General features: G+C 69.5%; 27 protein-coding genes. 14 read left to right on the plus strand and 13 right to left on the minus strand.

The window, feature by feature from the left end; genetic code table 11:
• Positions 1–10 precede the first annotated feature (10 nt).
• From ABTW64_RS14155 to ABTW64_RS14190, 8 genes are all read right to left on the minus strand, one after another.
• Positions 11–1,036, minus strand: a complete 1,026-nt coding sequence (locus tag ABTW64_RS14155; RefSeq protein WP_112266858.1) for a ParB N-terminal domain-containing protein — start codon at positions 1,034–1,036, stop codon at positions 11–13.
• The gene (locus tag ABTW64_RS14160; RefSeq protein WP_112266856.1) at positions 1,033–1,929 is read right to left on the minus strand and encodes a hypothetical protein; all 897 of its coding nucleotides are present in this window, start codon (positions 1,927–1,929) and stop codon (positions 1,033–1,035) included. The genes ABTW64_RS14155 and ABTW64_RS14160 overlap by 4 nt, the downstream gene beginning before the upstream one ends.
• Positions 1,930–2,021: 92 nt before the next feature.
• Positions 2,022–2,426 carry a hypothetical protein gene (locus ABTW64_RS14165; RefSeq protein ID WP_026529658.1) on the minus strand — a complete coding sequence of 135 codons (405 nt, stop codon included), beginning with the start codon at positions 2,424–2,426 and terminating at the stop codon, positions 2,022–2,024.
• A complete protein-coding gene (locus ABTW64_RS14170) occupies positions 2,423–3,133 on the minus strand; it encodes a helix-turn-helix domain-containing protein (RefSeq protein WP_026529657.1) in 711 nt (236 codons plus the stop codon). The genes ABTW64_RS14165 and ABTW64_RS14170 overlap by 4 nt, the downstream gene beginning before the upstream one ends.
• The gene (locus tag ABTW64_RS14175) at positions 3,130–4,044 is read right to left on the minus strand and encodes a bifunctional DNA primase/polymerase (RefSeq protein ID WP_026529656.1); all 915 of its coding nucleotides are present in this window, start codon (positions 4,042–4,044) and stop codon (positions 3,130–3,132) included. Before ABTW64_RS14175 ends, ABTW64_RS14170 begins: the two co-directional genes overlap by 4 nt.
• Complete coding sequence (locus ABTW64_RS14180; protein ID WP_112266854.1) at positions 4,044–5,141, minus strand: ArdC-like ssDNA-binding domain-containing protein; 1,098 nt, start codon at positions 5,139–5,141, stop codon at positions 4,044–4,046. Before ABTW64_RS14180 ends, ABTW64_RS14175 begins: the two co-directional genes overlap by 1 nt.
• A 220-nt stretch (positions 5,142–5,361) precedes the next feature.
• Complete coding sequence (locus tag ABTW64_RS14185) at positions 5,362–6,213, minus strand: helix-turn-helix domain-containing protein (RefSeq protein WP_164498149.1); 852 nt, start codon at positions 6,211–6,213, stop codon at positions 5,362–5,364.
• 208 nt (positions 6,214–6,421) lie between these two features.
• Positions 6,422–7,006, minus strand: coding sequence for a hypothetical protein (locus ABTW64_RS14190; RefSeq protein WP_112266852.1), 585 nt, complete (start codon positions 7,004–7,006; stop codon positions 6,422–6,424).
• A 263-nt stretch (positions 7,007–7,269) separates the two neighbouring features.
• Between ABTW64_RS14190 and ABTW64_RS14195 the strand changes: the two genes are divergently transcribed.
• The 5 genes from ABTW64_RS14195 to ABTW64_RS14215 are packed head-to-tail and all read left to right on the plus strand — an operon-like array spanning position 7,270 to position 8,860.
• A complete protein-coding gene (locus ABTW64_RS14195) occupies positions 7,270–7,404 on the plus strand; it encodes a hypothetical protein (RefSeq protein ID WP_257996725.1) in 135 nt (44 codons plus the stop codon).
• Complete coding sequence (locus tag ABTW64_RS14200) at positions 7,397–7,717, plus strand: hypothetical protein (RefSeq protein ID WP_028850586.1); 321 nt, start codon at positions 7,397–7,399, stop codon at positions 7,715–7,717. Before ABTW64_RS14195 ends, ABTW64_RS14200 begins: the two co-directional genes overlap by 8 nt.
• Positions 7,704–7,979, plus strand: coding sequence for a metal-sensitive transcriptional regulator (locus ABTW64_RS14205; RefSeq protein WP_026529653.1), 276 nt, complete (start codon positions 7,704–7,706; stop codon positions 7,977–7,979). Before ABTW64_RS14200 ends, ABTW64_RS14205 begins: the two co-directional genes overlap by 14 nt.
• Before the next feature lie 54 nt (positions 7,980–8,033).
• A complete protein-coding gene (locus ABTW64_RS14210; RefSeq protein ID WP_164498150.1) occupies positions 8,034–8,210 on the plus strand; it encodes a DUF8730 family Cys-rich protein in 177 nt (58 codons plus the stop codon).
• Positions 8,207–8,860, plus strand: coding sequence for a class I SAM-dependent methyltransferase (locus tag ABTW64_RS14215; protein WP_112266850.1), 654 nt, complete (start codon positions 8,207–8,209; stop codon positions 8,858–8,860). The genes ABTW64_RS14210 and ABTW64_RS14215 overlap by 4 nt, the downstream gene beginning before the upstream one ends.
• Before the next feature lie 39 nt (positions 8,861–8,899).
• Here ABTW64_RS14215 and ABTW64_RS14220 read toward each other — a convergent pair whose 3' ends face one another.
• Genes ABTW64_RS14220 through ABTW64_RS14240 form a run of 5 tightly spaced genes read right to left on the minus strand, consistent with a single transcriptional unit; the run spans position 8,900 to position 11,944 of the window.
• A complete protein-coding gene (locus ABTW64_RS14220) occupies positions 8,900–9,598 on the minus strand; it encodes an aspartate/glutamate racemase family protein (protein ID WP_028850584.1) in 699 nt (232 codons plus the stop codon).
• 30 nt (positions 9,599–9,628) lie between these two features.
• The gene (locus ABTW64_RS14225; RefSeq protein ID WP_112266848.1) at positions 9,629–9,934 is read right to left on the minus strand and encodes a hypothetical protein; all 306 of its coding nucleotides are present in this window, start codon (positions 9,932–9,934) and stop codon (positions 9,629–9,631) included.
• Between the two features lie 53 nt (positions 9,935–9,987).
• Positions 9,988–10,971, minus strand: coding sequence for a M56 family metallopeptidase (locus ABTW64_RS14230; protein ID WP_036542091.1), 984 nt, complete (start codon positions 10,969–10,971; stop codon positions 9,988–9,990).
• Positions 10,968–11,357 carry a BlaI/MecI/CopY family transcriptional regulator gene (locus ABTW64_RS14235; protein ID WP_036542093.1) on the minus strand — a complete coding sequence of 130 codons (390 nt, stop codon included), beginning with the start codon at positions 11,355–11,357 and terminating at the stop codon, positions 10,968–10,970. The genes ABTW64_RS14230 and ABTW64_RS14235 overlap by 4 nt, the downstream gene beginning before the upstream one ends.
• Positions 11,354–11,944, minus strand: a complete 591-nt coding sequence (locus ABTW64_RS14240; protein WP_051016936.1) for a hypothetical protein — start codon at positions 11,942–11,944, stop codon at positions 11,354–11,356. Before ABTW64_RS14240 ends, ABTW64_RS14235 begins: the two co-directional genes overlap by 4 nt.
• 92 nt (positions 11,945–12,036) lie before the next feature.
• On the opposite strand from ABTW64_RS14240, the gene ABTW64_RS14245 reads away from it, so the two are divergent.
• The 9 genes from ABTW64_RS14245 to lnt all read left to right on the plus strand — a co-directional run bounded on the left by ABTW64_RS14245 (position 12,037) and on the right by lnt (position 20,248).
• Positions 12,037–12,789, plus strand: a complete 753-nt coding sequence (locus ABTW64_RS14245) for a DsbA family protein (RefSeq protein ID WP_051016935.1) — start codon at positions 12,037–12,039, stop codon at positions 12,787–12,789.
• 6 nt (positions 12,790–12,795) lie between these two features.
• Positions 12,796–13,665: a cytochrome c biogenesis CcdA family protein gene (locus tag ABTW64_RS14250; protein WP_102209895.1), complete on the plus strand. Its 870-nt coding sequence runs from the start codon at positions 12,796–12,798 to the stop codon at positions 13,663–13,665.
• Positions 13,662–14,417: a hypothetical protein gene (locus ABTW64_RS14255; protein WP_350623503.1), complete on the plus strand. Its 756-nt coding sequence runs from the start codon at positions 13,662–13,664 to the stop codon at positions 14,415–14,417. Before ABTW64_RS14250 ends, ABTW64_RS14255 begins: the two co-directional genes overlap by 4 nt.
• 76 nt (positions 14,418–14,493) lie before the next feature.
• A complete protein-coding gene (locus tag ABTW64_RS14260) occupies positions 14,494–14,907 on the plus strand; it encodes a hypothetical protein (protein ID WP_350623505.1) in 414 nt (137 codons plus the stop codon).
• Between the two features lie 71 nt (positions 14,908–14,978).
• Entirely contained in the window at positions 14,979–16,388 is a 1,410-nt protein-coding gene (locus ABTW64_RS14265) for an MBL fold metallo-hydrolase (RefSeq protein ID WP_112266846.1), read from the plus strand.
• A gap of 100 nt (positions 16,389–16,488) precedes the next feature.
• Positions 16,489–17,088 (plus strand): rhodanese-like domain-containing protein, encoded by a 600-nt coding sequence (locus ABTW64_RS14270; protein ID WP_112266844.1) that lies wholly within the window; start codon positions 16,489–16,491, stop codon positions 17,086–17,088.
• Between the two features lie 121 nt (positions 17,089–17,209).
• The gene (locus ABTW64_RS14275; protein ID WP_112266842.1) at positions 17,210–18,103 is read left to right on the plus strand and encodes a sulfite exporter TauE/SafE family protein; all 894 of its coding nucleotides are present in this window, start codon (positions 17,210–17,212) and stop codon (positions 18,101–18,103) included.
• A 54-nt stretch (positions 18,104–18,157) separates the two neighbouring features.
• Positions 18,158–18,523 (plus strand): thioredoxin, encoded by a 366-nt coding sequence (gene trxA, locus ABTW64_RS14280; RefSeq protein WP_036542724.1) that lies wholly within the window; start codon positions 18,158–18,160, stop codon positions 18,521–18,523.
• A gap of 78 nt (positions 18,524–18,601) precedes the next feature.
• Positions 18,602–20,248 (plus strand): apolipoprotein N-acyltransferase, encoded by a 1,647-nt coding sequence (gene lnt, locus ABTW64_RS14285; protein ID WP_350623509.1) that lies wholly within the window; start codon positions 18,602–18,604, stop codon positions 20,246–20,248.
• Positions 20,249–20,470: the final 222 nt, after the last annotated feature.

Genomic DNA, 20,470 nt, shown 5'->3' on the forward strand with positions numbered 1-20,470 from the left:
TACCGGTGCATCAGAGGGCGCGCAGCAGCGGCCGGCCCGCCGACTCAGCGACGGTTGTGCGGGCGGTGCGGAGCCGGTCGGCGAACTCGGTGGTGCCCTCGACGGTGGCGAAGAACGCCTCGGCCTGCTCGTCGGTGAGCTCGACGGCCAGCTCGTCCACGTCGTAGTGGGTCCACCACGCTTCCAGGTCGCCCCAGGTCAGTACGAACGCCCGCAGCGGGTACCGCGTCGGTTCCTCGTCCTCAACGACGGGGCGACGCTTCGGCGTGGCCGGCTTGCTGACCTTGCTGGCCTTGCTGGTCTTGGCGGCGTGGACGCGGGCCAGGGCTTCGTCGGCCAGCTCGTGAAACCGTTGGTCCCGCTCGCTGTCGGCCTTGGCTTGGCTGTCGCGGAGGCGCTGGAAGATCGGGTTGACCGCCGCACCGGCCTCGATCTGCGTCAGCCCGTCCCGCGCCTGGACGCGGATCGTCTCCGGGGTGCTCGGATCGTCGGCCAGGTGTTGCAGGTAGCCGATCTGTTCCAGCCGACTGTAGGACGCCGAGCCGGTCACCATCCGCGCCGCCTGTGTCCGAGCGTCTCCGAGCTGGTGCGAGTCCGATGGTCCCGCCGAATCGGCGGGACCATGCTTTCCGGGCTCGTGGCCCTCGTGGAACTGGGTCTTGGCCTTGCGGCGTGCGGCGTCCTCGGCCATGAGTTCCTTGATCTCCCGGTACAAGGCGGCGGCCTCGATCGCGGTGAGCGGCTTGTGGAGCTGGTTGTCGTCCTGCTCGGCCAGCAGATGCCCCAGCCGGTCCGAGATACCGGAGCGCACCCACACGCTGACGCGGCGCCAGCCGAGCTTCTTGATCGCGGCCATCCGGCGCGCCCCGCACACCAGCACCCCGTCCGGGGTGATCGTCGGCGGCTGCAACAGACCGTCCCGGTCGATCGACGCCGCGAGCGCGTCGATGTCGCCCAGGTCCGTGCGGTGCCGGCGGCCGACAGTGATGGAGTCAACCGCCCGCTCCAGCTCGATGTGTCCGGCCGGTGCGCTCATCCCGCACCTCGCGCCTTTCTCGCGCCCGGCTTGCTGATGCCCGGTGCGGCCAGGGAGAGGGTGAGCACGAGGTCGTCATCGCGCAGCAGCACCGGCAGGGTCTCGCCGATCAGCAGCCGCAGCAGGATGCCGCGTCCCGCGCCGGTCGCCGCGAGCGCCGGGTCCGGGCAGCCGAGCAGGGCGCGCAGCAGCACCGCCCAGGACCGGCCAGGAAGGTCGATCAGGGCTCGGGCGTGCTTGTCGCGTCGCAGTGTCTCGTAGGCGGTGTGCCGGTTCCCGACGCGCGTCAGCGCCACGCAGACGTGTTCTACCGCCGGGCGTGCCGTGCCCTCGGGCCAGTCCAGCAGCATCAGCAGCGTGATCGCGTCCTCGACCGCCGACGCCGCGGTGGTTGCCGCCGGCTCGGCCGGTGCCTGCTCCGGGGTGTTGTCGCGGTCGTGGGCGTCCTTGATCTGGAACGCGGGATGGTAGTCGCTCAGGACGTTCTCGCGGTCGGAGAGCCGTTCGGGGTCGTGGAAGATCGAGTAGCGGGGCCGGCGTGCCTGGTGGGTCGAGCACAGCAGCCCTTGGCCGCGTTCCTCGGCGATGCAGGTGATCCGTACCGCGTGCGTGATGACCGCCCACGGGTCATCGGCGATGCGGGCGGCCTTGGTGCGCATCACGTCGAACGCCGCCGACGCGGCCTCCCACGGATCGAGCCGGTGCTTGTGCGCCAGCGCCGCGTACTTCTCGGCCGCGAACGCCATCAGCTCTGCCGCTACCGGGTCGTGCTCCCAGGCGCGCTGGCCGGCGGCGTGCAGCCGTTTCAGCAGGGCACGCAGGCCCTCGCTGGTGCGGTAGTCCTCAGCCGTCCGGCCGCTGGTCTCGCTCATGGTGCTGGTGTCGTTGGTCATGGTCTGGGCACCTCCCGACGGCGAGGTGCACCCGCAGACGACTGCGGGGCTCGCCTTGACGGAATGAGCGCCCATGACTCATCACCACCCGGCTACCTCATCCCGACCCCGGAGCGGTGCGGTCCCTGCTCGGCGCCGCCGCGACGGCCGAAGGCGCTCAGAGGCGGCAGACGCTTGGCTCGCTCGGCGACCCAGCGGGCGCCCTTCTCGATCGGGGCGCGAACGTGCCGGTTCATATCGGCGGTCCGGTCGATGCCCCGGCGGGACAGCCGGCCGCCGCCTTGGGCGATCAGGTCGGTCGGGCGCACCCAATCCACGCCCCGGCCCCGTACCCGCGCCAGCTTCTCCTTCGCCGCCGTGCGGGACGCGGCGGCCTTGACCGCATCCGGCGTCCCCGCTGCTTCGGTCGCCTCGGTTGGGTTCAGGTCGTTCCGCTTACGGGGTGGCGGCTCGGGCTCGGAGCGATGCTGCTCCCGCATCCGGTCCTGATCGTTCATGGCAGGGCTCCTTCCATCTCGGGCTGCGACCCGGACGGGTCGGCCTCATCGGACTGGTGAGCACGAGGCAGCCAGCGACCCACCGTCGAGGGATGCACGCCCAAATGCCGGGCGATGGCCTTGTTCGACCAGTCCTGCTCTCGCAGCTCTGCCGCCAGCGCCCGACGATCCGGCCCGCCGTCCGTGTCCGCAGCGGTGACGCCTGCCGCCGTAGATGGCGGGTCAAGAGATGCCGTCTCGCTCTGGGGCAACGGGGTGATCGGCTCGAGCGCCGGCGGCAACTCGAGCGCAGTAGCCGGGCGTGCGGTGGCGCGGGTCAGCACAACGGTCAGATGCGTGATCGCCAGCAGCACGACCGGCGGCACGGCAGCGACCGCGGCCGCGAGCGGTCCGGGCACGTCGGCGTCGGCCGCGACCACCGCATGCAGCGAGTTCGCCGTCACCGACACCGCGGCACCGCCGACCAGCAACGCCCACGGATACCACGCCGCTCGCTCACCGGCGAGGGCAACGACGGCCACCGTGGAGACCACGATTACGCCGTCGACGATCAGCGGCCACGCCCACGCCTGCCCGGCCCCGATCCCGGAGCGGCGGGCAAGGTCGGCCAGGGACGTGAACGACAACCAGAACGCGCCGGCAGCGATGAACACCGTCCCGGCGACCGAGGTGATGACCGCCCACCGGCGGCCGCGTAGCTCCTTCATGACAGCCCCCGCGTGGCGGGCGCCCGCTGCTGCGCGTTCCCGCGAGCGAACTCGCCCGAAGCCGATGCGGCCGGACGGTCCCGGCGGGCTCCGGCGCCGACGCTGCGATAGGCGCTGTAGACGGTGCGGGTGATCTCCCGCTCCCCGAAATCGGATTGTGCGGCCGTCACCATCGCGTCCAGGGCATCCGTGAGCGGCACCCCGCCCTCGGACAACCGGCACGAGGCCCAGAAGAGTTTGAGGTTGCGGTCTGTGGCCTGCCGCCCCAGCCACGTCGCCAGCCGCTCCGCATCCTCGCGCCGCACTGGCCCACCGAGGCGCGGCCGAGGCGCGGGCCGAGGATCAAGGAAGTCTCGCAGCCGGCCCGCATCTATCGGCCAGGCCGCACCGGCCGCGAGCTGCTCGACCCGGTACGGCGTGCGCAGGCCGTCGAGCCGTAGCAGCGAGGGCGGGGCGATGATGTAGCCGCCGTCCCCGCGACAGTCGATGCCGACCTTCCCTGCCTGCCAGGACCGTTGCGCCTGGTTCGGGTCGGCTGGAAAGTAGGCGTGCTGGCCGCCGGTGGGTGTGCGCACGACCGCCAGCGGCTCGGGGATCAGCCCGGCCCGGGCTGACCGCGCGTAGGCGGCGTACCCGTTGACGCCGTGCACATCCACGTCGATCACTACCAGCCCCGAGACGGCACCGGTCGGGATGCCGATGTTCGCGGCCGGCCGCGCCCGCCACCACGCCTCAACACGGCTCGGGTCGATGCTGGCCTCGTGGAATCCGCGCTCCGGGATCGGCCGCTTCCCGGCCGGCGCACAGGGGAACACCGGAACTCCGGCCCGCGCCAGCTCACCAGCCGCGACCGGCAACGGTGCCCCGTCGAGCTGACCGAACACGGCGGCAGCCGTGGCGGGGGTGACCATCACAGGCCCCGTCCCGAGCCGACTGAGGCCGCCGGCGTCTCCCGCTCCGGCAGCGGCTCGACCTGGCGCGCGGCCTGCTCTGGCGTCTCCTGGGCCTGCGGCGTGTGCTCCGGGCCATCGACACGCAGGGACAGCGGGTTGCCGTTCCCGAGCTGTGTGGTGTCGAGCTTGTCGAGAATGTCGAATGCGGTGCTGCGCACCTGCTCGCCCGTGGCGCGGACCACCGCCACGGGGTCTTTCCCGTCCACGTTGCTCGCCCATCCGGCGACATACGGGATCGTGTAGTCGCTGGTGTCCATGCCGTGTGCGGCGGCGATCATCAACGCGACCGACTCCGCGCGTACCTCGCTGATTCCTCGATGCTCGCGGGCGTCGTCCCGCTGATTCGGGCCGTCCAGCCGGACGTGCGCCAGCTCGTGCGCGAGGGTCTTGACCTGCGCGGCCGGGTCCATGTCCGCGCAGACCATCACTTGCCGGGTCTCGAAGTCGATGCAGCCGTTCGCGCCCCGTTCGATGCGGTCGCGCGGCATCCGCAGCACCTCGAACCCCAGCGACTCCGCCTGCTCGGTCAGGCCCTCCCACAGCCCGGCCGGGGCTTCGCCTTCCAGCAGCCTCGGACGGGGCAGCTCGGGAAGCGGTGCGCCGTGCGTCCTCGACACGTCCCACACATAGGCCGGGACGACGCTGACGATCCGCCTGCGCACGACTTCGCCCGGTCGGGGCTTCTCCCACTTCCCGAGCCGCCGCCACGACGCCGGATCGCGCGGGGTCGCCGATGCGAACCTCGCCTTGACCGGACCGCGAATCCGATAGCCGCCGTCCTTCTCCGGCCAGCGGCCCATCTTCTGCCAGTCGTTGTACCCGGCAACCCAGGTCGGCGTCGGTGTCGGCACCCGGCCCTGTTCGTAGGCTTCGAGATGCTGCGCCCAGATCAACAGCGTGTTGTTGAACGAGCGGGTCCGGAACCTCGCGGCGAACTCGATCGCACGCCGCCAGTCATCGCCCGACACCAGTTCCTCGACCGAACGCACGATGCGTTCTTCCAGCGCATCGAGCGTCACTTGCCGCGCCGCCTGCTTGTCCTCGTTCGCAGCCATCGCCTGACCTCCCTCCGCCAGGGCCACTCCGAGTGGGAGCAACCGTGCGACCGCGAGGTACGCCGGGCGGATCAGGAAGACAAGACGGACGACGGAACAAGACTGGCGACCGTCAGCTCCGCGACGAACCCGACGAGTCTCTACCGGCCTACCGGATCGGAACTGGCCCTGGGGCCTGCGGCCACCGATCCCGCGGCTATCACCCGGACAGATGCGTCCTTCACCCGGCCACTTGCGTGGACGTCACCCGATGCATCGTCCGGTAGTCGCTGGGAGTAAGGCCGACGCCGCGGCGGAACTGGCGAGCGGCGAAGTCAGGATCGCTCCAGCCCACCTCCTGAGCGATCGCCGCAACAGAGCGGGACGTCGTGCGTAAAAGATGCGCCATCCGCTCGGCTCGCTGCATGGTCAGGTAAGCGATCGGTGACTTCCCGTACGCCTCAACGAAGATGCGGTTGACCTGTGACTTCGACAGATGTACTTCATCTGCCAAGTCCGACACGGACCAACGCCGCGCCGGGTCCGTCCGTAAGAGTTCAGCGACCTTGCGCGCTTCTGTGCGCAATGGCGCAAACCGACGAACACGAGGTAGGGAGGGTATCGCGGTCGCGCGCTGCGTCGGGGATGTACGGATCGGTGAGGTCTTGACAAAGGGAGTCACGACATGAGCGATGCTGAACCACAATGCCTGCATTCGATTGAAGTTCTCCGCGAATCGGCCATCGATACTGAGAGCAACCAGCTCATCGAGACGCGGCATCAGCATACCCGCTCGATCTTCGCCGATATGAAGTACCTGCGCAGGCTCGGCATACATAGTCTCGGCAAAGCACTGCGCGTCGAGGCGGTCCCGTAATATGCCGACGTGTTGCCAGAAAATCTGGTCAATCAAGTAGTCGGTGTCGAGATAGACCGTCGTCACAGTTGCACGACCCTCGGGCTCACCCCCAAGCAGTGTGTTGGCCCCCAGGAGAATCACGTCCCCAAACTTGACCAGCTTCTGCTTGAACTCGCTAAACAGGATAGCGCTTCCATCGCGAACGACGATGACCTGAACGCAGTCGTAGGCCAACGGCCCGACCGGCTGGACGATGATGCGGTTCCGGGCGAGGATGGGTGCGAAACCGCGGAGACTGCAGGACTCGTGTTGGTTCGACGCCGCGACCGATCCGGGCTCATCAACCGCATTCCTGGGATGGGATTCCTGACCACCTCTTTCGCGGGCACCAGACGGACCGCGCTGAGGACTGCGCGACGGGCGGGTCTCGACAATCCCGCGACTAATCGACCGGTTCGAGCCCAACGAACTTCATCCGGTCCTCGCCGTAGAAGCATGTCTGCAAGGCGAATGAACCGTCGAGGCCAAGTAGGTCATCGGTGGTCGCCCAGGTCTTTGGCGTGTGGCGGATATCAACCACTTGATACACCTGATCGCTACCCTCGACCTGCACCCGTTGGCCTATCTCCCAGGGGAGCAGGACGTCGCCTTGACAATTGTTGTGAGCTGCCCATACCGGCGGAACGCCCTCCCGCTCGTAGGAACTCATCTCCGTGAACGTTCCGTCGCAGCCGTCTAGTTCGTGCACGCCACCCGTGGCGCCCAAGTCCACGGTGGGCAGGTCTCCGAACGCGTCCTCCCGCGCGGCATGGATGCTTCCCGTGACCGCCGTCTTCACCGTCCCGTACACATACTCGACCCGCTCCGGCGCGGCGAGAAGGCCTACCAGCAGCGCCCCGCCAGCGAGGACGAGGACCGTCCCCGCCGCCGCGCTGAGGAACCCATGCCAGCGCCGCGGCGGTGGCTTACTCCGTCCGACTGTCTCCCGCATGCTCCGAACCCCGTTCCGCACGTTGACCAACCTCATGTTCGACTATCCATGATAGTTACTATCTAGCATAGTCGTATGGTTCAGCCTGTCTTCGCCGGCCGCCGTGGGGTAGCCGCCTCCCGCCCGGTTCGTGACCTCTGCGGCCCACGCGGTCCGAGAGGAGTGGGCTGCGCGAGGAGCGATCGGTGGGCGCTGCACAACCGTCCGGAGAGTCCGCTTGCCTCTGTCGCGGAGACCTCGTTCGCGACGCTGCGATGACAAAGTTGAGATCGCGATACCCCCGGGGGTATAGTGGAGTCATGGGCGCGACCGAGATCAGGCGAGAGAACCCGACCCGGGTGGTCGAGGAGAGCTCGGTGCCGATCCTGGGCTTTTGGGCCGACCACCCACTCGACGACGTTCCTGACAGTCAGAGGAGTTTCGCCTATGTCTGACCGACAGCTCACCTGCGCCCCGGCATGCCGCGCCGGCGTATGGGGGCGGCTGAGCCGTGGAGCCGTCGCCCTGATCGTCGGCGCGTTCGGTGCATCCATGCTGTCGACGGACCCGGCGATCGCGGTAGCCGCCGGCGTGATGGCCACCGTCATCGCGGTCATGGCGGTCACTGGAACATGCCCGACGAGCTGGCTCACCACTCGTCGGCAGCCTCAGACGCCGCAGCACACACTCGACATCCCCGATGCCCGGCAGCACGTCGACCTGACGAGCGCCCCCGTCCCGAACAGGAGTTCTCATGTCCACGAGTGACCCCGACGCCCAGCGCCGCATCCTCAACCGGCTCCGCCGCGCCCGCGGCCAGCTCAACGCCGTCATTGACGCGGTCGAAGGCGGCGGGTCGTGCCGGGAGGTGGTGACCCAGCTCGCGGCGGTCTCCTCGGCGCTTGACCGTGCCGGGTTCGCGATCATCTCCACCGCGATGAAGGACTGCATCGCCGACCCCGACGGCACCAACCGTGCCGACGACATCACCACCGAGGAGCTGGAGAAGCTGTTCCTCACGCTCGCCTGAACGAGCGATCCTCACGACCAACCGACAGCCAGCCCTCGAAGGAAGAAGCAATCCATGTGCCGAGCTGTGACCTGTAAGACCTGCGGCAAGACCACCTGGGCCGGCTGCGGCCAGCACATCGCCGAGGTCAAGCGCACCGTGCCGGCGGGCCAGTGGTGCCCCGGACACGACAAGGAGAAGGAGAAGGCAGCCGCGACGAGCGGGTTCTTCGCCCGCTTGTTCGGACGATGACAGGCGCCACGCGCCACGACTCGCCCTCTCAGAATCCTCAGGAGTTCTGGGAGGGCCGCTACCGGGACGCCGAGCGCGTGTGGTCGGGCCGCCCGAACCCTAGCCTGGTCAACGCTGTGCAGCACTTGGCTCCGGGGAAAGCGCTGGATCTGGGGTGCGGGGAGGGCGCCGATGCGATCTGGCTCGCCACCCAGGGCTGGCTCGTCACCGGCGTGGACATCTCCGCCACCGCTATCGCCCGCGCACGCCGCGAGGCTCAGCGTCAACAGGCCAGCGCGGCCACCCGGTTCGTCACTGCCGACCTGGCACGGTGGGAGCCGGACGACGGCCCCTACGATCTGATGACCGCCAGCTTCCTGCACTCGCCTGTCTCGCTCCCGCGCATCGCGATCCTGCAACGCGCAGCCACCACGGTGCGCGCCGGCGGTCACCTCGTGGTCCTCTCCCACGCCGCACTCCCACCCTGGGTCGACGCCGCGGATCATCCCGCGCACAGCTTTCCCAGCCCGGCACGACAGTTCGTGGAGCTGAACCTCAACGAGCACGACTGGCTCGTCCTGAGCATCCAGACGCACACCCGACACGCCACCGCCCCTTCCGGCGAGGCCGCCGAGCTGACCGACGGGGTACTTCTCCTCCAGCGCCGGTGACCGGCTCGTCCCGGCGCGGCGGACCCGCTGTGGGGCGGCTTAGCCGCGGGACATCGCGGTCTGGACGATGGCTTCGACGTGCAGCGTGGTCGAGTCAAGCAGCGGCAGTCCCGGCACGTCGTCGGGGCCGACCAAGAGGATGATCTCGGTGCATCCGAGCACGATCGCCTCGGCCCCGGCCGCGTGGAGGTCTGTCATGACCCGGATGTAGGTCTCCCGAGACTCAGGCCGGAACACGTGTCTGGTCAGCTCGTCGAAGATGATCTGATCGACCGTGGTCCGGTCGACGGGCTCCGGGGGCAGCACAGTGAAGCCCGCTCGCTCGAGTCTTCTCCGGTAGAAGTCCTGTTCCATCGTCGGCGCGGTGCCGAGCAGTCCCAGCCGGGTCACCCCGATGTCGGTCGCTGTGGTCGCGACCACATCGGCGATGTGCAGGAATGGGACGGTGATCGCCGCCTCGATGACGGGCGCGACTCGGTGCATCGTGTTGCTCCCGCAGGCGATGAAGTCCGCTCCCGCCCGCTGCAGGCCCCGGGCTTTGCCTGCCAGATACTGTCCGGCCTCATCCCAGGCTTCGGCGCGCACGCATCGTTCGATGACGCCGAAGTTCACGCTGGACAGCACCAGCTCGGCTCGCTCGTGCCCGCCACGCAGCTCGTTCACGCGGTCGTTGATCCGGCGGTAGTAGTCCACCGTCGCGACGCTGCTCATCCCGTGCAGCAACCCGATGGTCCTCATCGGCGCTCCATCTGCCACCTTCTGGTCCGGTCAGATGCGGATGTAGGCGGCGTCGGCCAGTTGCGCATGGACGATCGCGGTGACCGCGGAGGGGACCGTGCCGACCTCGGGTCGCAACTCGCCGGGGTCGATGCCGCGCCGTCCGAGCCCGACGCTGCACGCGGCCACCTCGGTGTGCTCGGGCACCTGGACGGCATCGGTGCCGGTCAGGCCGGCCAGTGCCGGGCCGTTGACGATCACCCGCACCCGCACTCCCAGGCCGGCGGCGTGGAGTCCGGCGGCGGCGTCCAGCGCCCGTTGCACGTCGGCGGGGTCGTCGGCCACGTGCAGGATCACCTCACGAGTGTTCTCATTCATTGTTTGGTGTTCTCTCTTGGTTTCCGGCAGGGTCAGATGGTGCAGCCGGTGAGGGCGGCCGAGACGTAGGGCAGATGGACGAGGGCAGCAAGGGCGGCCATGCCGACCAGGTATGCGGCGATCGCGACGGCGGGCAGGGCGCCTGCCAGCCCGGCGCTGGGGTGGACGAGGTGGCGGATGCGTTCGGGACCAGCGGCGTGCAAGGCGACAGGGCAGGAGTGCTGCGGCATGGCGGGGTGGGTGCGTTCGCCGAGCTTGACCAGGGCGCTGACCAGCGCCCTGGTTCCTGCGTGACGGCGGGCCTGGTCGTCCGCGGCGATCTCCAGGTAGTGCGGCAGCGCGTCGGCGACAGCGCGGATCAGCGGCACCCACCGTAGGTAGGCGGCGATGCTGTCCACTAGCGCGGTGATGAGGTGGTGGCGTTGGTGCAGGTGGGCGTGCTCGTGGGCCAGCACGGCGGCCAGCTCGCCCGGCCCCAGCGCGCGCACCGCGCCGGTGGAGAGCACGATCCCGCCGTGACGGTCGGGGAAGGTAAGCGCGAACGGGTGCTCGGCGTCGACCAGTGCCACCTCGTGCCCGTGAAGGAGCTGCCGCCGCGCGCCGTGCAGCAGCGTGCGGGCGGCGTCCCGGGAGCGAGAGCTGCGCCGAACCATCTGGCGGGCAAGACCTGCTCCCAGAGCAAGGGCCAGCGCCACCGGCAGGGCGAGCAGCAGCACCGCGGGGATCAGGGTTTCGGTGGTGTCGGCGGAGAACGGGTTCGCGGCGGTCAGGCACCGTTGGCAGACCTCGGCCGCGCGTTCGGGCAGCAGCGCGGGGCCGGCTCCGGCCCAGGCCAGCACCGGGCCGATCGCCAGCAGCGTGACCAGCCAGACCCCGATGCCGCCGGCGACGACCACGATCGCCAAGCGCGGGACGCGCACCAGGGCGGGGGCAGCGTGCCGCAGCAACCACGGCCCGAACACCGCCAATGCCACCAGTCCGGTGCACAGAGCCATCGTGAGGATGCCCGCGGTCATGGCATGTCTCCCCGGTCGCGGCGTTCCAGGTAGTCGCGCAGCAGGTCCAGGTCGTTCTCGGGCATCGAGTCCACGAACTGCAGGATCGAGGCGGCCCGGTCGCGGCTAGCCTCCAGCACCTGCTCCATCAGCCCCGCGGCGTGCTCGTGCCTGGTGATCTTGGCGCCGTACCGGGTGGACCGGTTCTGCCTCGTGATGGTCACCAGGCGCTTGCGATCCAGGTTGGTGAGCACGGTCGCGATGGTGGTGTAGGCGGGGTCGGAGGGCAGGTGCTCGATCACTTCGCGCACGGTAGCCGGGCCGTGGTCCCACAGCACGTCCATCACCTGCGCTTCCAACGCCCCCAGGCGCAGCAGGTCGCCGGAGCGCCCATCGGCGGCCTTCATCGCACAGCCGCCACCGGCTCGGGGCGGACCGGGCAAGCGACCTGCCCGCGTAGTCGCCACACCAGTGCGACGCCGGTCAGGATCAGCGCGCCGAGCGCGAGGAACGGCTGCACGGGGGTGAACCAGGTGATCGCTCCCGAGTACCCCAGCGCCAGCAGCGCCAGCTTGTTGCACACCGGGCACCCCACCGCGAACCACGCCAGGATGCCGCCGGCCATTCCCATCCGGCTGCTGCGCCGAGCCTGCGCCTCATCGGCCGCGTCGGTGGCGGCGCCGTCCTCGCTGACCGCATTCGCCTGCTGCTCGTCCGCGGCGGCGCGGTACGGGCGGATATACGTAGCGACCAGCATGCCCGACAGCACCGAGGTGACCAGCCACACCGGATAGTTCCACCACACCGGCGGGATGTCTCGACCGAACAGCGGGTTGGGGATCAGCACCGTCGCCACCCCGATCACCACCGCGACGACCGCCGAGGCAGCGATCGCGGCCAGCACCTGCCTGCCCGTCCACCCTCGAAGCGCCTGGACCGCCAACCGGAAGCTTTCGCCGATGCCCTGGCGGGATCGAGTCGTGGGAGAGGTCATGGAACCCATTCTGACACGACTCGACTACCACGCATAGTCGACTATCTGAGATAGTAGAGGTCGGTGCCCGCGACAGTGACAGGAGAATCCCTATGCCCACCGAGACCACGAACCGCCCGAAACCGTCGAACCGTTCGAGGTCGTCACAAATCGTGCCGGTCGCCGTGTTGACCCTGGCTGCTGTCCTGATCGCCGTGATCGTGGCGGTGAACTGGAGTGGCACGACGGCCGAGGAGGGGGGCTCGCCGTCGGATAGCGGCGCGCCGACGGAGGTGCAGAACCCCGAGCAACCGGACCTGTCTGCGGCCGAGACCAGGGACGAGGCGGACCTGCTCGCGGCCGGGCCCGTGGATGCGCCGGTGGTGCTGGTGGTGTTCTCGGACTATCAGTGCCCGTTCTGCGCGCGGTGGAGCGAGCAGACACTGCCGTCGATGATGGAGCACGTCGACGCCGGGGATCTGCGGATCGAGTGGCGCGACATCAACGTGTTCGGTCCCGCGTCCGAGCGCGCAGCGCGGGCCTCGTACGCCGCCGCCCTCCAGGGGGCGCTCTGGGAGTACCACGACGCCCTGTTCGAGGACGGGGAGCGCAGGTCCGAGAGCGAGCTGAGCGAGGAAGCCCTCGTCGCCTTGGCGGGCGAACTCGGTTTGGACACCGAGCAGTTCGCCGCCGACCTGGGCTCGGAGGAGACGGCGCAGGTGATCGCCGCCAACCAGCAGTTCGGGTTCGACCTCGGCGCCACCTCCACCCCGATCTTCATCCTGGGCGGACAGCCGATCGTCGGGGCGCAGCCCACCGAGGTGTTCCAGGAAGCGTTCCAGAGCGCGCTCGACGCGGCGGAGTGAGGCGGCGTGGACATCGGACTGCTCGCCGCGTTCGCCGGCGGCACGCTCGCGCTGCTGAGCCCGTGCGCGGCGTTGCTGATGCCGGCGTTCTTCGCCTCCACGATCGGCAGCGGGCCCCGGCTGCTGCTGCACGGAGCCGTGTTCTACGTCGGCCTGCTGACCGTCCTGGTCCCCGTGGGGGTCGGAGCCGGCGCCCTGGGGACGCTGTTCGTGACTCACCGGCAGGCGATCGTGCTCGTCGCCTCGCTGGTCCTGGTCGTCCTCGGCGCGGCGCAGGCGCTCGGGTTCGGGTTCGACCCTGCCCGGCTGCTACCGGCCGGGGCAGACCTGCACGCGCAAGCGGCGTCCAAGACCGGACTCGTCAAGACGGTGCTGCTGGGCGCTGCCAGCGGCATCGCGGGATTCTGCGCCGGCCCGATCCTGGGCGCCGTGCTCACCCTGGCCGCCGCCCGCGGCGACACCCTCGCCGCCGGCGTCATGCTCGCCGTGTACGGCGCGGGCATGGTGCTGCCGCTGCTGCTGATCGCCGCGCTCTGGCAGCGCCTGGGCGCCCGTGGACGCCGGTTCCTGCGCGGGCGATCGTTCACCGTGCTGGGCCGGGAGCTGCACACCACCTCGGTGGTCACCGGGCTGCTGATCGTGGGCGTCGGGGTGCTGTTCTGGACCACCAACGGCCTGGTCGGGGCTCCCGAACTGGTTCCGCTCGACGCCCAGGCCTGGCTCCAGGAGAACACCGCGATCCTGGCGAACCCGATCCTGGACATCCTCGCCGTCGTCCTCATCGCCGGGATCGTGCTCGTGCTCTGGGCCAGACGCCGCCGTACCCACGCTCGCGCTGACGCCCAGGCGGGCGAGCACCGCGCGGAACAGTCATGACGCCGCGCCGGGGACGCTCCAGCCTTGCCCTCGCCGCCGTGGCCGCGCTGCTGGTGACCGGCTGCGGGGCATCCGAGCCCGAGCCCGTAAGAGACCCCTACCCGGTCGATGGGTCGCTACCCGTGGTGGACACCTCGGGCTTGCAGCTGCCGACGCCGTTCGAGGAGCTGGAGGTCGTGGACCCCGGGTGGGACATCACTCCTCAGTACGCGGACGGGGTGTACCTGGCCGCCGGTGAACGCGACGGTGTGCTGGAGTTCACCGCCGTGGACGTCTACGGGGACGTGCTGTGGGCCGCGCAACGTCCAGCGAGCTGCACCGGGTTCGTCGTGACCACCGACGCGCACGGCCGAGCCCTCGCGATCCTGGGCGACCTCCAGATCACGGCCGATGCCCTGGCCGCGACGACTGCCACCGCCTACGACCTGACGACCGGGGAACAGGTCTGGGGTCCGGTCGAGGTGCCCGGCCCCTACCAAGGCCCCGGCCTGGTCTTCGCCGCACCTCCCGATGGCTTCATGGGCGAGACCGGCCCACGCGTCGCGCTCGATCCCACCACCGGAGACGTCGCGGCCGACGAGTCGAGCCCTGAAGGTATCCGCATCATCGGCGAGTACCACGGCATCGTGCTGCTCACCCACGAGGACGCTCTGATCGCGCGCGACACGGCCGACGATCACGAGCTCTGGCGCATCCCCCCTCGCCGAGCACGGCTGGACAGCGGCGTCCATCAGCGCGTCCCTGCGCCCTGAACCGGGAGACGGGCTCGCGCTCATCGCCACCTCCGAGACCACCGGCGCGCTCCTCAACCTGGATCAGGGCAGCATCGTGAGCAGCACCGCCCGCGACGCCGCCGTAGACCCCACCACGGGGACCCTCGTCACCCTGGACGACACCGGCCTGCACGGCTACGACGCCGACGACCGACCGCTGTGGTCCCTGCCTGTTGCCGCCGAGACCACCATCGCCGCGATCGGCGGCGTCTTCCTCTACCTGCGAGAGGACGGGGCGATCCGGGTCCACAACGTCCTCACCGGCGATGTCGCCCAAGCCTACGAACCCGACGGCCAAGGACCGATCATCGTGCCCACCCACATCACCATCAACGGCGCTGCACTCCTCCTCCAGGAACGACGGCACCTGGTGGCGACGATCGCTGAGTCCCCTCTGAACGAGTCCTTCCCGACGTCCAGCCACGCGGGCATGTCGATCGTGGGCGCTCGGGTGGCAGACTCGACTTGAAATACCCCAGGGGGTATGAGACGGTAAAAATACCCCCCAGGGTATTGATGACATCGACGGAAGGATGAACGGTGCTCCTCGAACGCATCTACGACGAGGACCTGGCGCAGGCCGGGTACTTCATCGGCTGCCAGACCAAGGGCGAGGCGGTGGTGATCGACGCGCGCCGCGACATCGCGGACTACCTGGCGCTCGCGGCCAAGCACGGCATGCGGATCGTCGCAGTGACCGAGACCCACATCCACGCTGACTACCTGTCCGGGACGCGCGAGCTGGCTGCGGCGGTCGGCGCCGAGGTCTACGTCTCCGGCGAGGGCGGCGCGGACTGGCAGTACGGTTTCGACGCCCGGCGTCTGTACGACGGCGACACGATCACGATCGGCAACATCACGATCCAGGCCCGGCACACGCCTGGTCACACTCCTGAGCACCTGGTGTTCCTGGTCACCGATGGTGCCTTCGCCAGCGAGCCCGGCTACCTCATCTCCGGCGACTTCGTGTTCGCCGGGGACCTGGGCCGCCCCGACCTGCTGGACGAGGCCGCGGGTGGGGTCGACACGCGCTTCGAGGGCGCGCGGCAACTGTTCAGCAGCTTGCGTGAGGTGTTCCTGACCTTGCCGGATCATGTCCAGGTCCACCCGGGGCACGGCTCCGGCAGTGCGTGCGGCAAGGCGCTCGGAGCGCTGCCCTCGACCACGGTCGGCTACGAGCGCGCCCACGCGTGGTGGAGTCGCCACCTGGCTGCCGAGGACGAGCAGGGGTTCATCGAGGAGCTGCTCGACGGGCAGCCCGACGCGCACGCCTACTTCGCGAGGATGAAGAAGCAGAACCGCGAGGGTCCCGCCGTGCTGGGCGAGCGCGGCCCGGTGCCAGAGCTGGCCGTAGCGGAGGTGGCGCGGCGGCTGGAGGCCGACGAGATCACCTTCGTCGACACCCGCCCGCCGGCGCAGGCCCATCAGGGCACCGTTGCCGGCTCGCTCAACATCCCCGACGGCTCCAAGACCGCCACCTATGCCGCCTGGGCCTACGATCCCGAGGCCGACTCGCGTCCGCTGGTGCTGCTGGCCGAGGACCAGACCGCCGCCCAGGCGATCGCGGATCGGCTGCTGCGGGTCGGCATCGACCAGACCGCCGGCTACGTCACCACCATCGACGGGCTTCCCCGGTTCGTCCCGCCCCTCATCGAGCCGGCCGAGCTGGCAGGTTTCGATGCCGCGCTGCTGCTGGACGTGCGCCAGCGCGGCGAGTACGCCGCCGGGCACATCCCCGGCGCCACACAGCTCAGCGCCGCGCGCGTGCTCTGGCACCAAGACGAGCTGCCGTGCTCCGGCACGATCGTGACCTACTGCCAGTCCGGGATGCGGAACACCGTCGCCGCCAGCGCCCTACGACGCGCCGGGCACGACGTCGTAGAACTCGACGGCAGCTACAACGCCTGGCGCGCATGGCAGGAGACCACCAGCGAGACCGCGCTGGCCTGACGCACAGCAGACCGCTCGCATCCTCCGACGTGCGGTCGGCCCCAGCCCCTTCCGTTCGCATCTCCGCTGCCCGCGGCCAGACCTGACGAGGAACCACCCCATGACCAATCCCTCCGCTGAACTCCGAACGATCACCGCCGAGGAGCTCGCCCAGTGGCGTCAGCTTCACGACGACCTCACGATCATCGACGTGCGGTCCCCGGCCGAGTTCGAGACCCTCCATATCCACGGCTCGTACAACGTCCCGCTGCCGCTGCTGACCGAACATGCCTCGGAGCTGGCAGAGCGGCTCGGGCACCGCGCGGTGCTGGTGTGCCAGTCCGGCAACCGCGCCACCCAGGCCCAGCAGCATCTCGCTGCCGCCGGCGTGCGGACGGCCAACGTGCTCACCGGCGGCGTGCCCGCCTTCGAGGCCGCTGGCGGCCAGGTGGTCCGCGGCGCAGCTCGCTGGGACATCGAGCGCCAGGTGCGGTTCACGGCCGGGCTGATCGTCCTGGTGAGCCTGCTCGTGGCCGAGTTCCTGTGGCCGGAGTCCCGATTCATCGCGTTCGCGCTCAGCGCCGGGCTCGTCGTCGCGGCGCTCACCGGCTCCTGCCTGATGGGCCGCATCCTCTCCCGCATGCCCTGGAACAAGGTCACGGCCAGCCCCACCGCACGGAGCGCGATCGCATCCATCCCGGTCGCGACCCAGGAACTGTGATGCCCTGGCGTGCTCCGACGTTCCGACGGCGTTCAACCGCAACGACCCCGCATCTTGGACCGGCATCGGCACGGTCGGCGTCACGACCCGCAGCACCAACCACGATGCCCGGTGAGCACGAGTGAGCGGCACCCTGATCCTCACCCTCGTGCTCGCCGTGAGCGTCGGGCTCGCGCTAGGGACGCTCGGCGGTGGCGGGTCGATCCTGACCGTCCCGCTGCTCACCTACATCGCGGGCATGCCCCCGAAAGAGGCCATCGCGGCCTCGCTGCTGATCGTCGGCGTGACCTCGCTGTCCAGCCTCGTCGTGCACGCCCGGCACCGTCGAGTCCGATGGCGCACCGGGCTCATCTTCGGAGCCGCTGGCATGGTGGGCGCCTTCGCCGGAGGACTCATCGGAGGCCAGCTCCCCGGTGCCGTGCTGATGGTGGCCTTCGCGATCATGATGATCGCCACCGCGATCGCGATGGTCACCAGAAAGCCCAGGCGCGACACCGACCAACCCACGGCCGATGCCGGGACCGAGCGCGCCCACTCGCTGCCGATGCTGCGGACCATGCTCGAAGGCATCGTCGTCGGCCTCATCACCGGGATCGTCGGCGCCGGCGGCGGCTTCCTCGTCGTCCCCGCCCTCGTGCTGCTGGGCGGCCTCAGCATGCCGGTGGCCGTGGGCACCTCACTGCTGGTGATCGCGATGAAGTCCTTCGCCGGACTCGCCGGCTACCTGACCACGGTGACCCTCGACTGGCCCCTGGTGGCCGCGGTCACTGCGATGGCCGTGCTCGGAGCGCTCCTCGGTGCGCGCCTGTCAGGACGCATACCAGCCGACGCCCTCCAGAAGGTCTTCGGCGTCTTCGTCCTGCTCACCGGAACGCTCGTGCTCGTGATCGAGCTGCCGCCGGCCTGGGCGATCGCCGCCGGAGGCCTCGGACTCATCACGGTGGTCCTCGTCCTCGTCTGCCGGCTGACCGCTCTCAACTGTCCCTTCGGCCTAGCCCGGCCGACCCCGGGCTGAACCACTTCACCTCACAACACACCGTCGCCGACCAGACTCCGGAGCCCCACCCTCATGACAACCATCGACCTCACCGAAGACGCATTCTCAGCCGCCATCACCGACCATCCCATCGTGCTGGTCGACTTCTGGGCCGCCTGGTGCGGACCATGCCGCAGCTTCGCCCCCGTCTTCGAGGCCGCGTCCACCGAGCATCCCGACATCCTGTTCGCCAAGGTCGACACCGAGGCCCAGGCATCCCTGGCCGCCGCCGCACAGATCACCTCCATCCCCACGCTGATGGGCTTCAAAGACGGCGTCCTGGTCTACTCCCAGCCCGGAGCGCTCCCGGCCAAAGCGCTCCACGACCTGATCGGCAAAATCCGCGACCTCGACATGGACCACGTGCGCGCGCAAATGCAGGCGTCCGACCCTCGCTAGAACAGGGAGCGCATCATTTCCGGGCTCAGAGTCGAGACATCGGCCGACACGCGGACGCGGGCGTCCGAGACTGCGCCCTTGCCGCTATGGGCCGCGATGCCAGTCGCCGGCGTGGCCGGGCTCGCGATGGATGCGGCGTTCCCCGCACTCGGGTGGTGGCCGCTGGCGTTCGTCTCGGTGACGTTGTCCCTGGTCACTCTCATCGGGCGACGGTCCTGGGGGGCGCTGCTGGTCGGGACAGTCTTCGGCGCAGCGTTCTGGTTTCCTCACGTGTCCTGGTCGGCGCAGTTTCTCGGGGAGCATCCGCTGAGCTGGGTCCCGTGGGTGGCCCTGGCTGGCGCGCTGACGATCTACACGGCTGTGCTGACGGTGCCGATCGCCCTCGCCTACCGATGGCTGCCGCGCCGGCGCAACGCCTTCGCGATGCGGCTGCTGGCGCTGCCGCTGCTGGTAGCGGGAGCCTGGACGATCCGCGAACTCATCATGGGCTCCTGGCCCTACGGCGGATTCCCGTGGGGACGGGTGGCGATGAGCCAATCGGAAAGCCCGATCGCTCCGGTCGCGTCATGGGTCGGCGTCTCCGGCCTGGGCTTCCTGATGGTCGCCGTGTGCGCCGCCGCGATCGAAGCAGTCCGTTGGATCGTGCGCGCGCAATCGGCACGCGGTAACGCCACCGAGCACCCGAGAACACCTCTCGCCTCGTGGGCGGCGTCGATCCCCGTGCTCGGTCTCGCAGCGGTGATGGTCCTGGTGCCGCAGTTCCCGACCAGTCACGCGGGCACCATCCGGGTGGGCGCTGTGCAGGGCAACGGCCCCGCCGCGTACGTCGATGAGCACGAACCGGGCGCGGTCCTGGAATCTCAGCTCGCCGCTTCCGCCCCTCTCGAAGACGAACAGGTCGACATCGTGCTCTGGCCCGAGGGCGGCGTCGACAGTGATCCCCTCGCCGACGAGGCCACCGCTCACGCGCTCGACGATGCAGCCGCCCGATACGACGCCCCGATCCTGCTCAACGCCGCCGCGGCAGACGGCCACCTCGTCTACAACACTTCCTTCCTCTGGACCTCGAACGGGCCGACGGCCGCGCACGCCAAACGCCATCCCGTCCCCTTCGGCGAGTACGTGCCCGACCGGTGGTTCTACGGCGCGCTCGTGCCCAGCCTGGTAGACCTCCTAGAACGCGAGTACGCCGCCGGCGTCGACACACCCGCCATCGAGGTCGACGGCGTAGAGGTGGGACTGGCGATCTGCTTCGACGTGGCCTTCGATGACGTCATTCACGAAGGCGCGCACAGCGGTGCCCAGGTGCTCATGTTCCAGACGAACAACGCCGACTTTCGCGACACCGATGAAAACCTGCAACAGCTTGCGTTCGCGCGCATGCGCGCCATCGAGACCGGCCGCAGCGTCGTCAACCTCTCCACCACCGGCACCAGCCAGGTACTCGCCCCGAACGGCGCCACGCTGGCCGCACTAGCCGCGGACGAACCCGGACTCATGATCGCCGACCTTGAGCTCCGGGACGGGCTCACCGCCGCCGTCATGTTGGCGCAGTCGATCAACACGCTGATCGTCTCAGGCACTCTCGCCGGCTTTCTCGTCCTCGCCTTCCTCCTCCTGCGAGACCGTGCATCCTCGCGACACCATCGGGTGCTGGACTCCAGCCAACGAAGCAGCATCGGCCTGCACGAGTGCGCCGACGCGCATCGCCGAGAGCGCTTGTAGCGGAAGAACGCCGTTGCCGAGCGCAGCGATCTGCTGATTAGCCGTGAGTTGATGGATCGGATCAGTGATCCAACCACTGGGGAGACCCATCAACCACTCCACGAACTCGGGCGACGGCCGCGGTCCACTAGTACTACAGTCGCGTTTATGGCGTGTGTCCGCGGCGTAGATAATGGTGTCGTCGGGCGGTGTGTTGGTGTTTTCGGCGCCAGCGTGACCGGT

This window comes from Microbacterium sp. NPDC096154 (assembly GCF_040302945.1).
In the GTDB taxonomy this organism is placed as follows: domain Bacteria; phylum Actinomycetota; class Actinomycetes; order Actinomycetales; family Microbacteriaceae; genus Microbacterium.

Coding starts and splice junctions, on each gene's coding strand:
- ABTW64_RS14155 (WP_112266858.1), bottom strand. CDS start 1,036: ATGAGCGCACCGGCCGGACACATCGAGCTGGAGCGGGCGGTTGACTCC.
- ABTW64_RS14160 (WP_112266856.1), bottom strand. CDS start 1,929: ATGACCAACGACACCAGCACCATGAGCGAGACCAGCGGCCGGACGGCT.
- ABTW64_RS14165 (WP_026529658.1), bottom strand. CDS start 2,426: ATGAACGATCAGGACCGGATGCGGGAGCAGCATCGCTCCGAGCCCGAG.
- ABTW64_RS14170 (WP_026529657.1), bottom strand. CDS start 3,133: ATGAAGGAGCTACGCGGCCGCCGGTGGGCGGTCATCACCTCGGTCGCC.
- ABTW64_RS14175 (WP_026529656.1), bottom strand. CDS start 4,044: ATGGTCACCCCCGCCACGGCTGCCGCCGTGTTCGGTCAGCTCGACGGG.
- ABTW64_RS14180 (WP_112266854.1), bottom strand. CDS start 5,141: ATGGCTGCGAACGAGGACAAGCAGGCGGCGCGGCAAGTGACGCTCGAT.
- ABTW64_RS14190 (WP_112266852.1), bottom strand. CDS start 7,006: ATGAGGTTGGTCAACGTGCGGAACGGGGTTCGGAGCATGCGGGAGACA.
- ABTW64_RS14195 (WP_257996725.1), top strand. CDS start 7,270: ATGGGCGCGACCGAGATCAGGCGAGAGAACCCGACCCGGGTGGTCGAG.
- ABTW64_RS14200 (WP_028850586.1), top strand. CDS start 7,397: ATGTCTGACCGACAGCTCACCTGCGCCCCGGCATGCCGCGCCGGCGTA.
- ABTW64_RS14205 (WP_026529653.1), top strand. CDS start 7,704: ATGTCCACGAGTGACCCCGACGCCCAGCGCCGCATCCTCAACCGGCTC.
- ABTW64_RS14210 (WP_164498150.1), top strand. CDS start 8,034: ATGTGCCGAGCTGTGACCTGTAAGACCTGCGGCAAGACCACCTGGGCC.
- ABTW64_RS14215 (WP_112266850.1), top strand. CDS start 8,207: ATGACAGGCGCCACGCGCCACGACTCGCCCTCTCAGAATCCTCAGGAG.
- ABTW64_RS14220 (WP_028850584.1), bottom strand. CDS start 9,598: ATGAGGACCATCGGGTTGCTGCACGGGATGAGCAGCGTCGCGACGGTG.
- ABTW64_RS14230 (WP_036542091.1), bottom strand. CDS start 10,971: ATGACCGCGGGCATCCTCACGATGGCTCTGTGCACCGGACTGGTGGCA.
- ABTW64_RS14235 (WP_036542093.1), bottom strand. CDS start 11,357: ATGAAGGCCGCCGATGGGCGCTCCGGCGACCTGCTGCGCCTGGGGGCG.
- ABTW64_RS14240 (WP_051016936.1), bottom strand. CDS start 11,944: ATGACCTCTCCCACGACTCGATCCCGCCAGGGCATCGGCGAAAGCTTC.
- ABTW64_RS14245 (WP_051016935.1), top strand. CDS start 12,037: ATGCCCACCGAGACCACGAACCGCCCGAAACCGTCGAACCGTTCGAGG.
- ABTW64_RS14255 (WP_350623503.1), top strand. CDS start 13,662: ATGACGCCGCGCCGGGGACGCTCCAGCCTTGCCCTCGCCGCCGTGGCC.
- ABTW64_RS14270 (WP_112266844.1), top strand. CDS start 16,489: ATGACCAATCCCTCCGCTGAACTCCGAACGATCACCGCCGAGGAGCTC.
- trxA (WP_036542724.1), top strand. CDS start 18,158: ATGACAACCATCGACCTCACCGAAGACGCATTCTCAGCCGCCATCACC.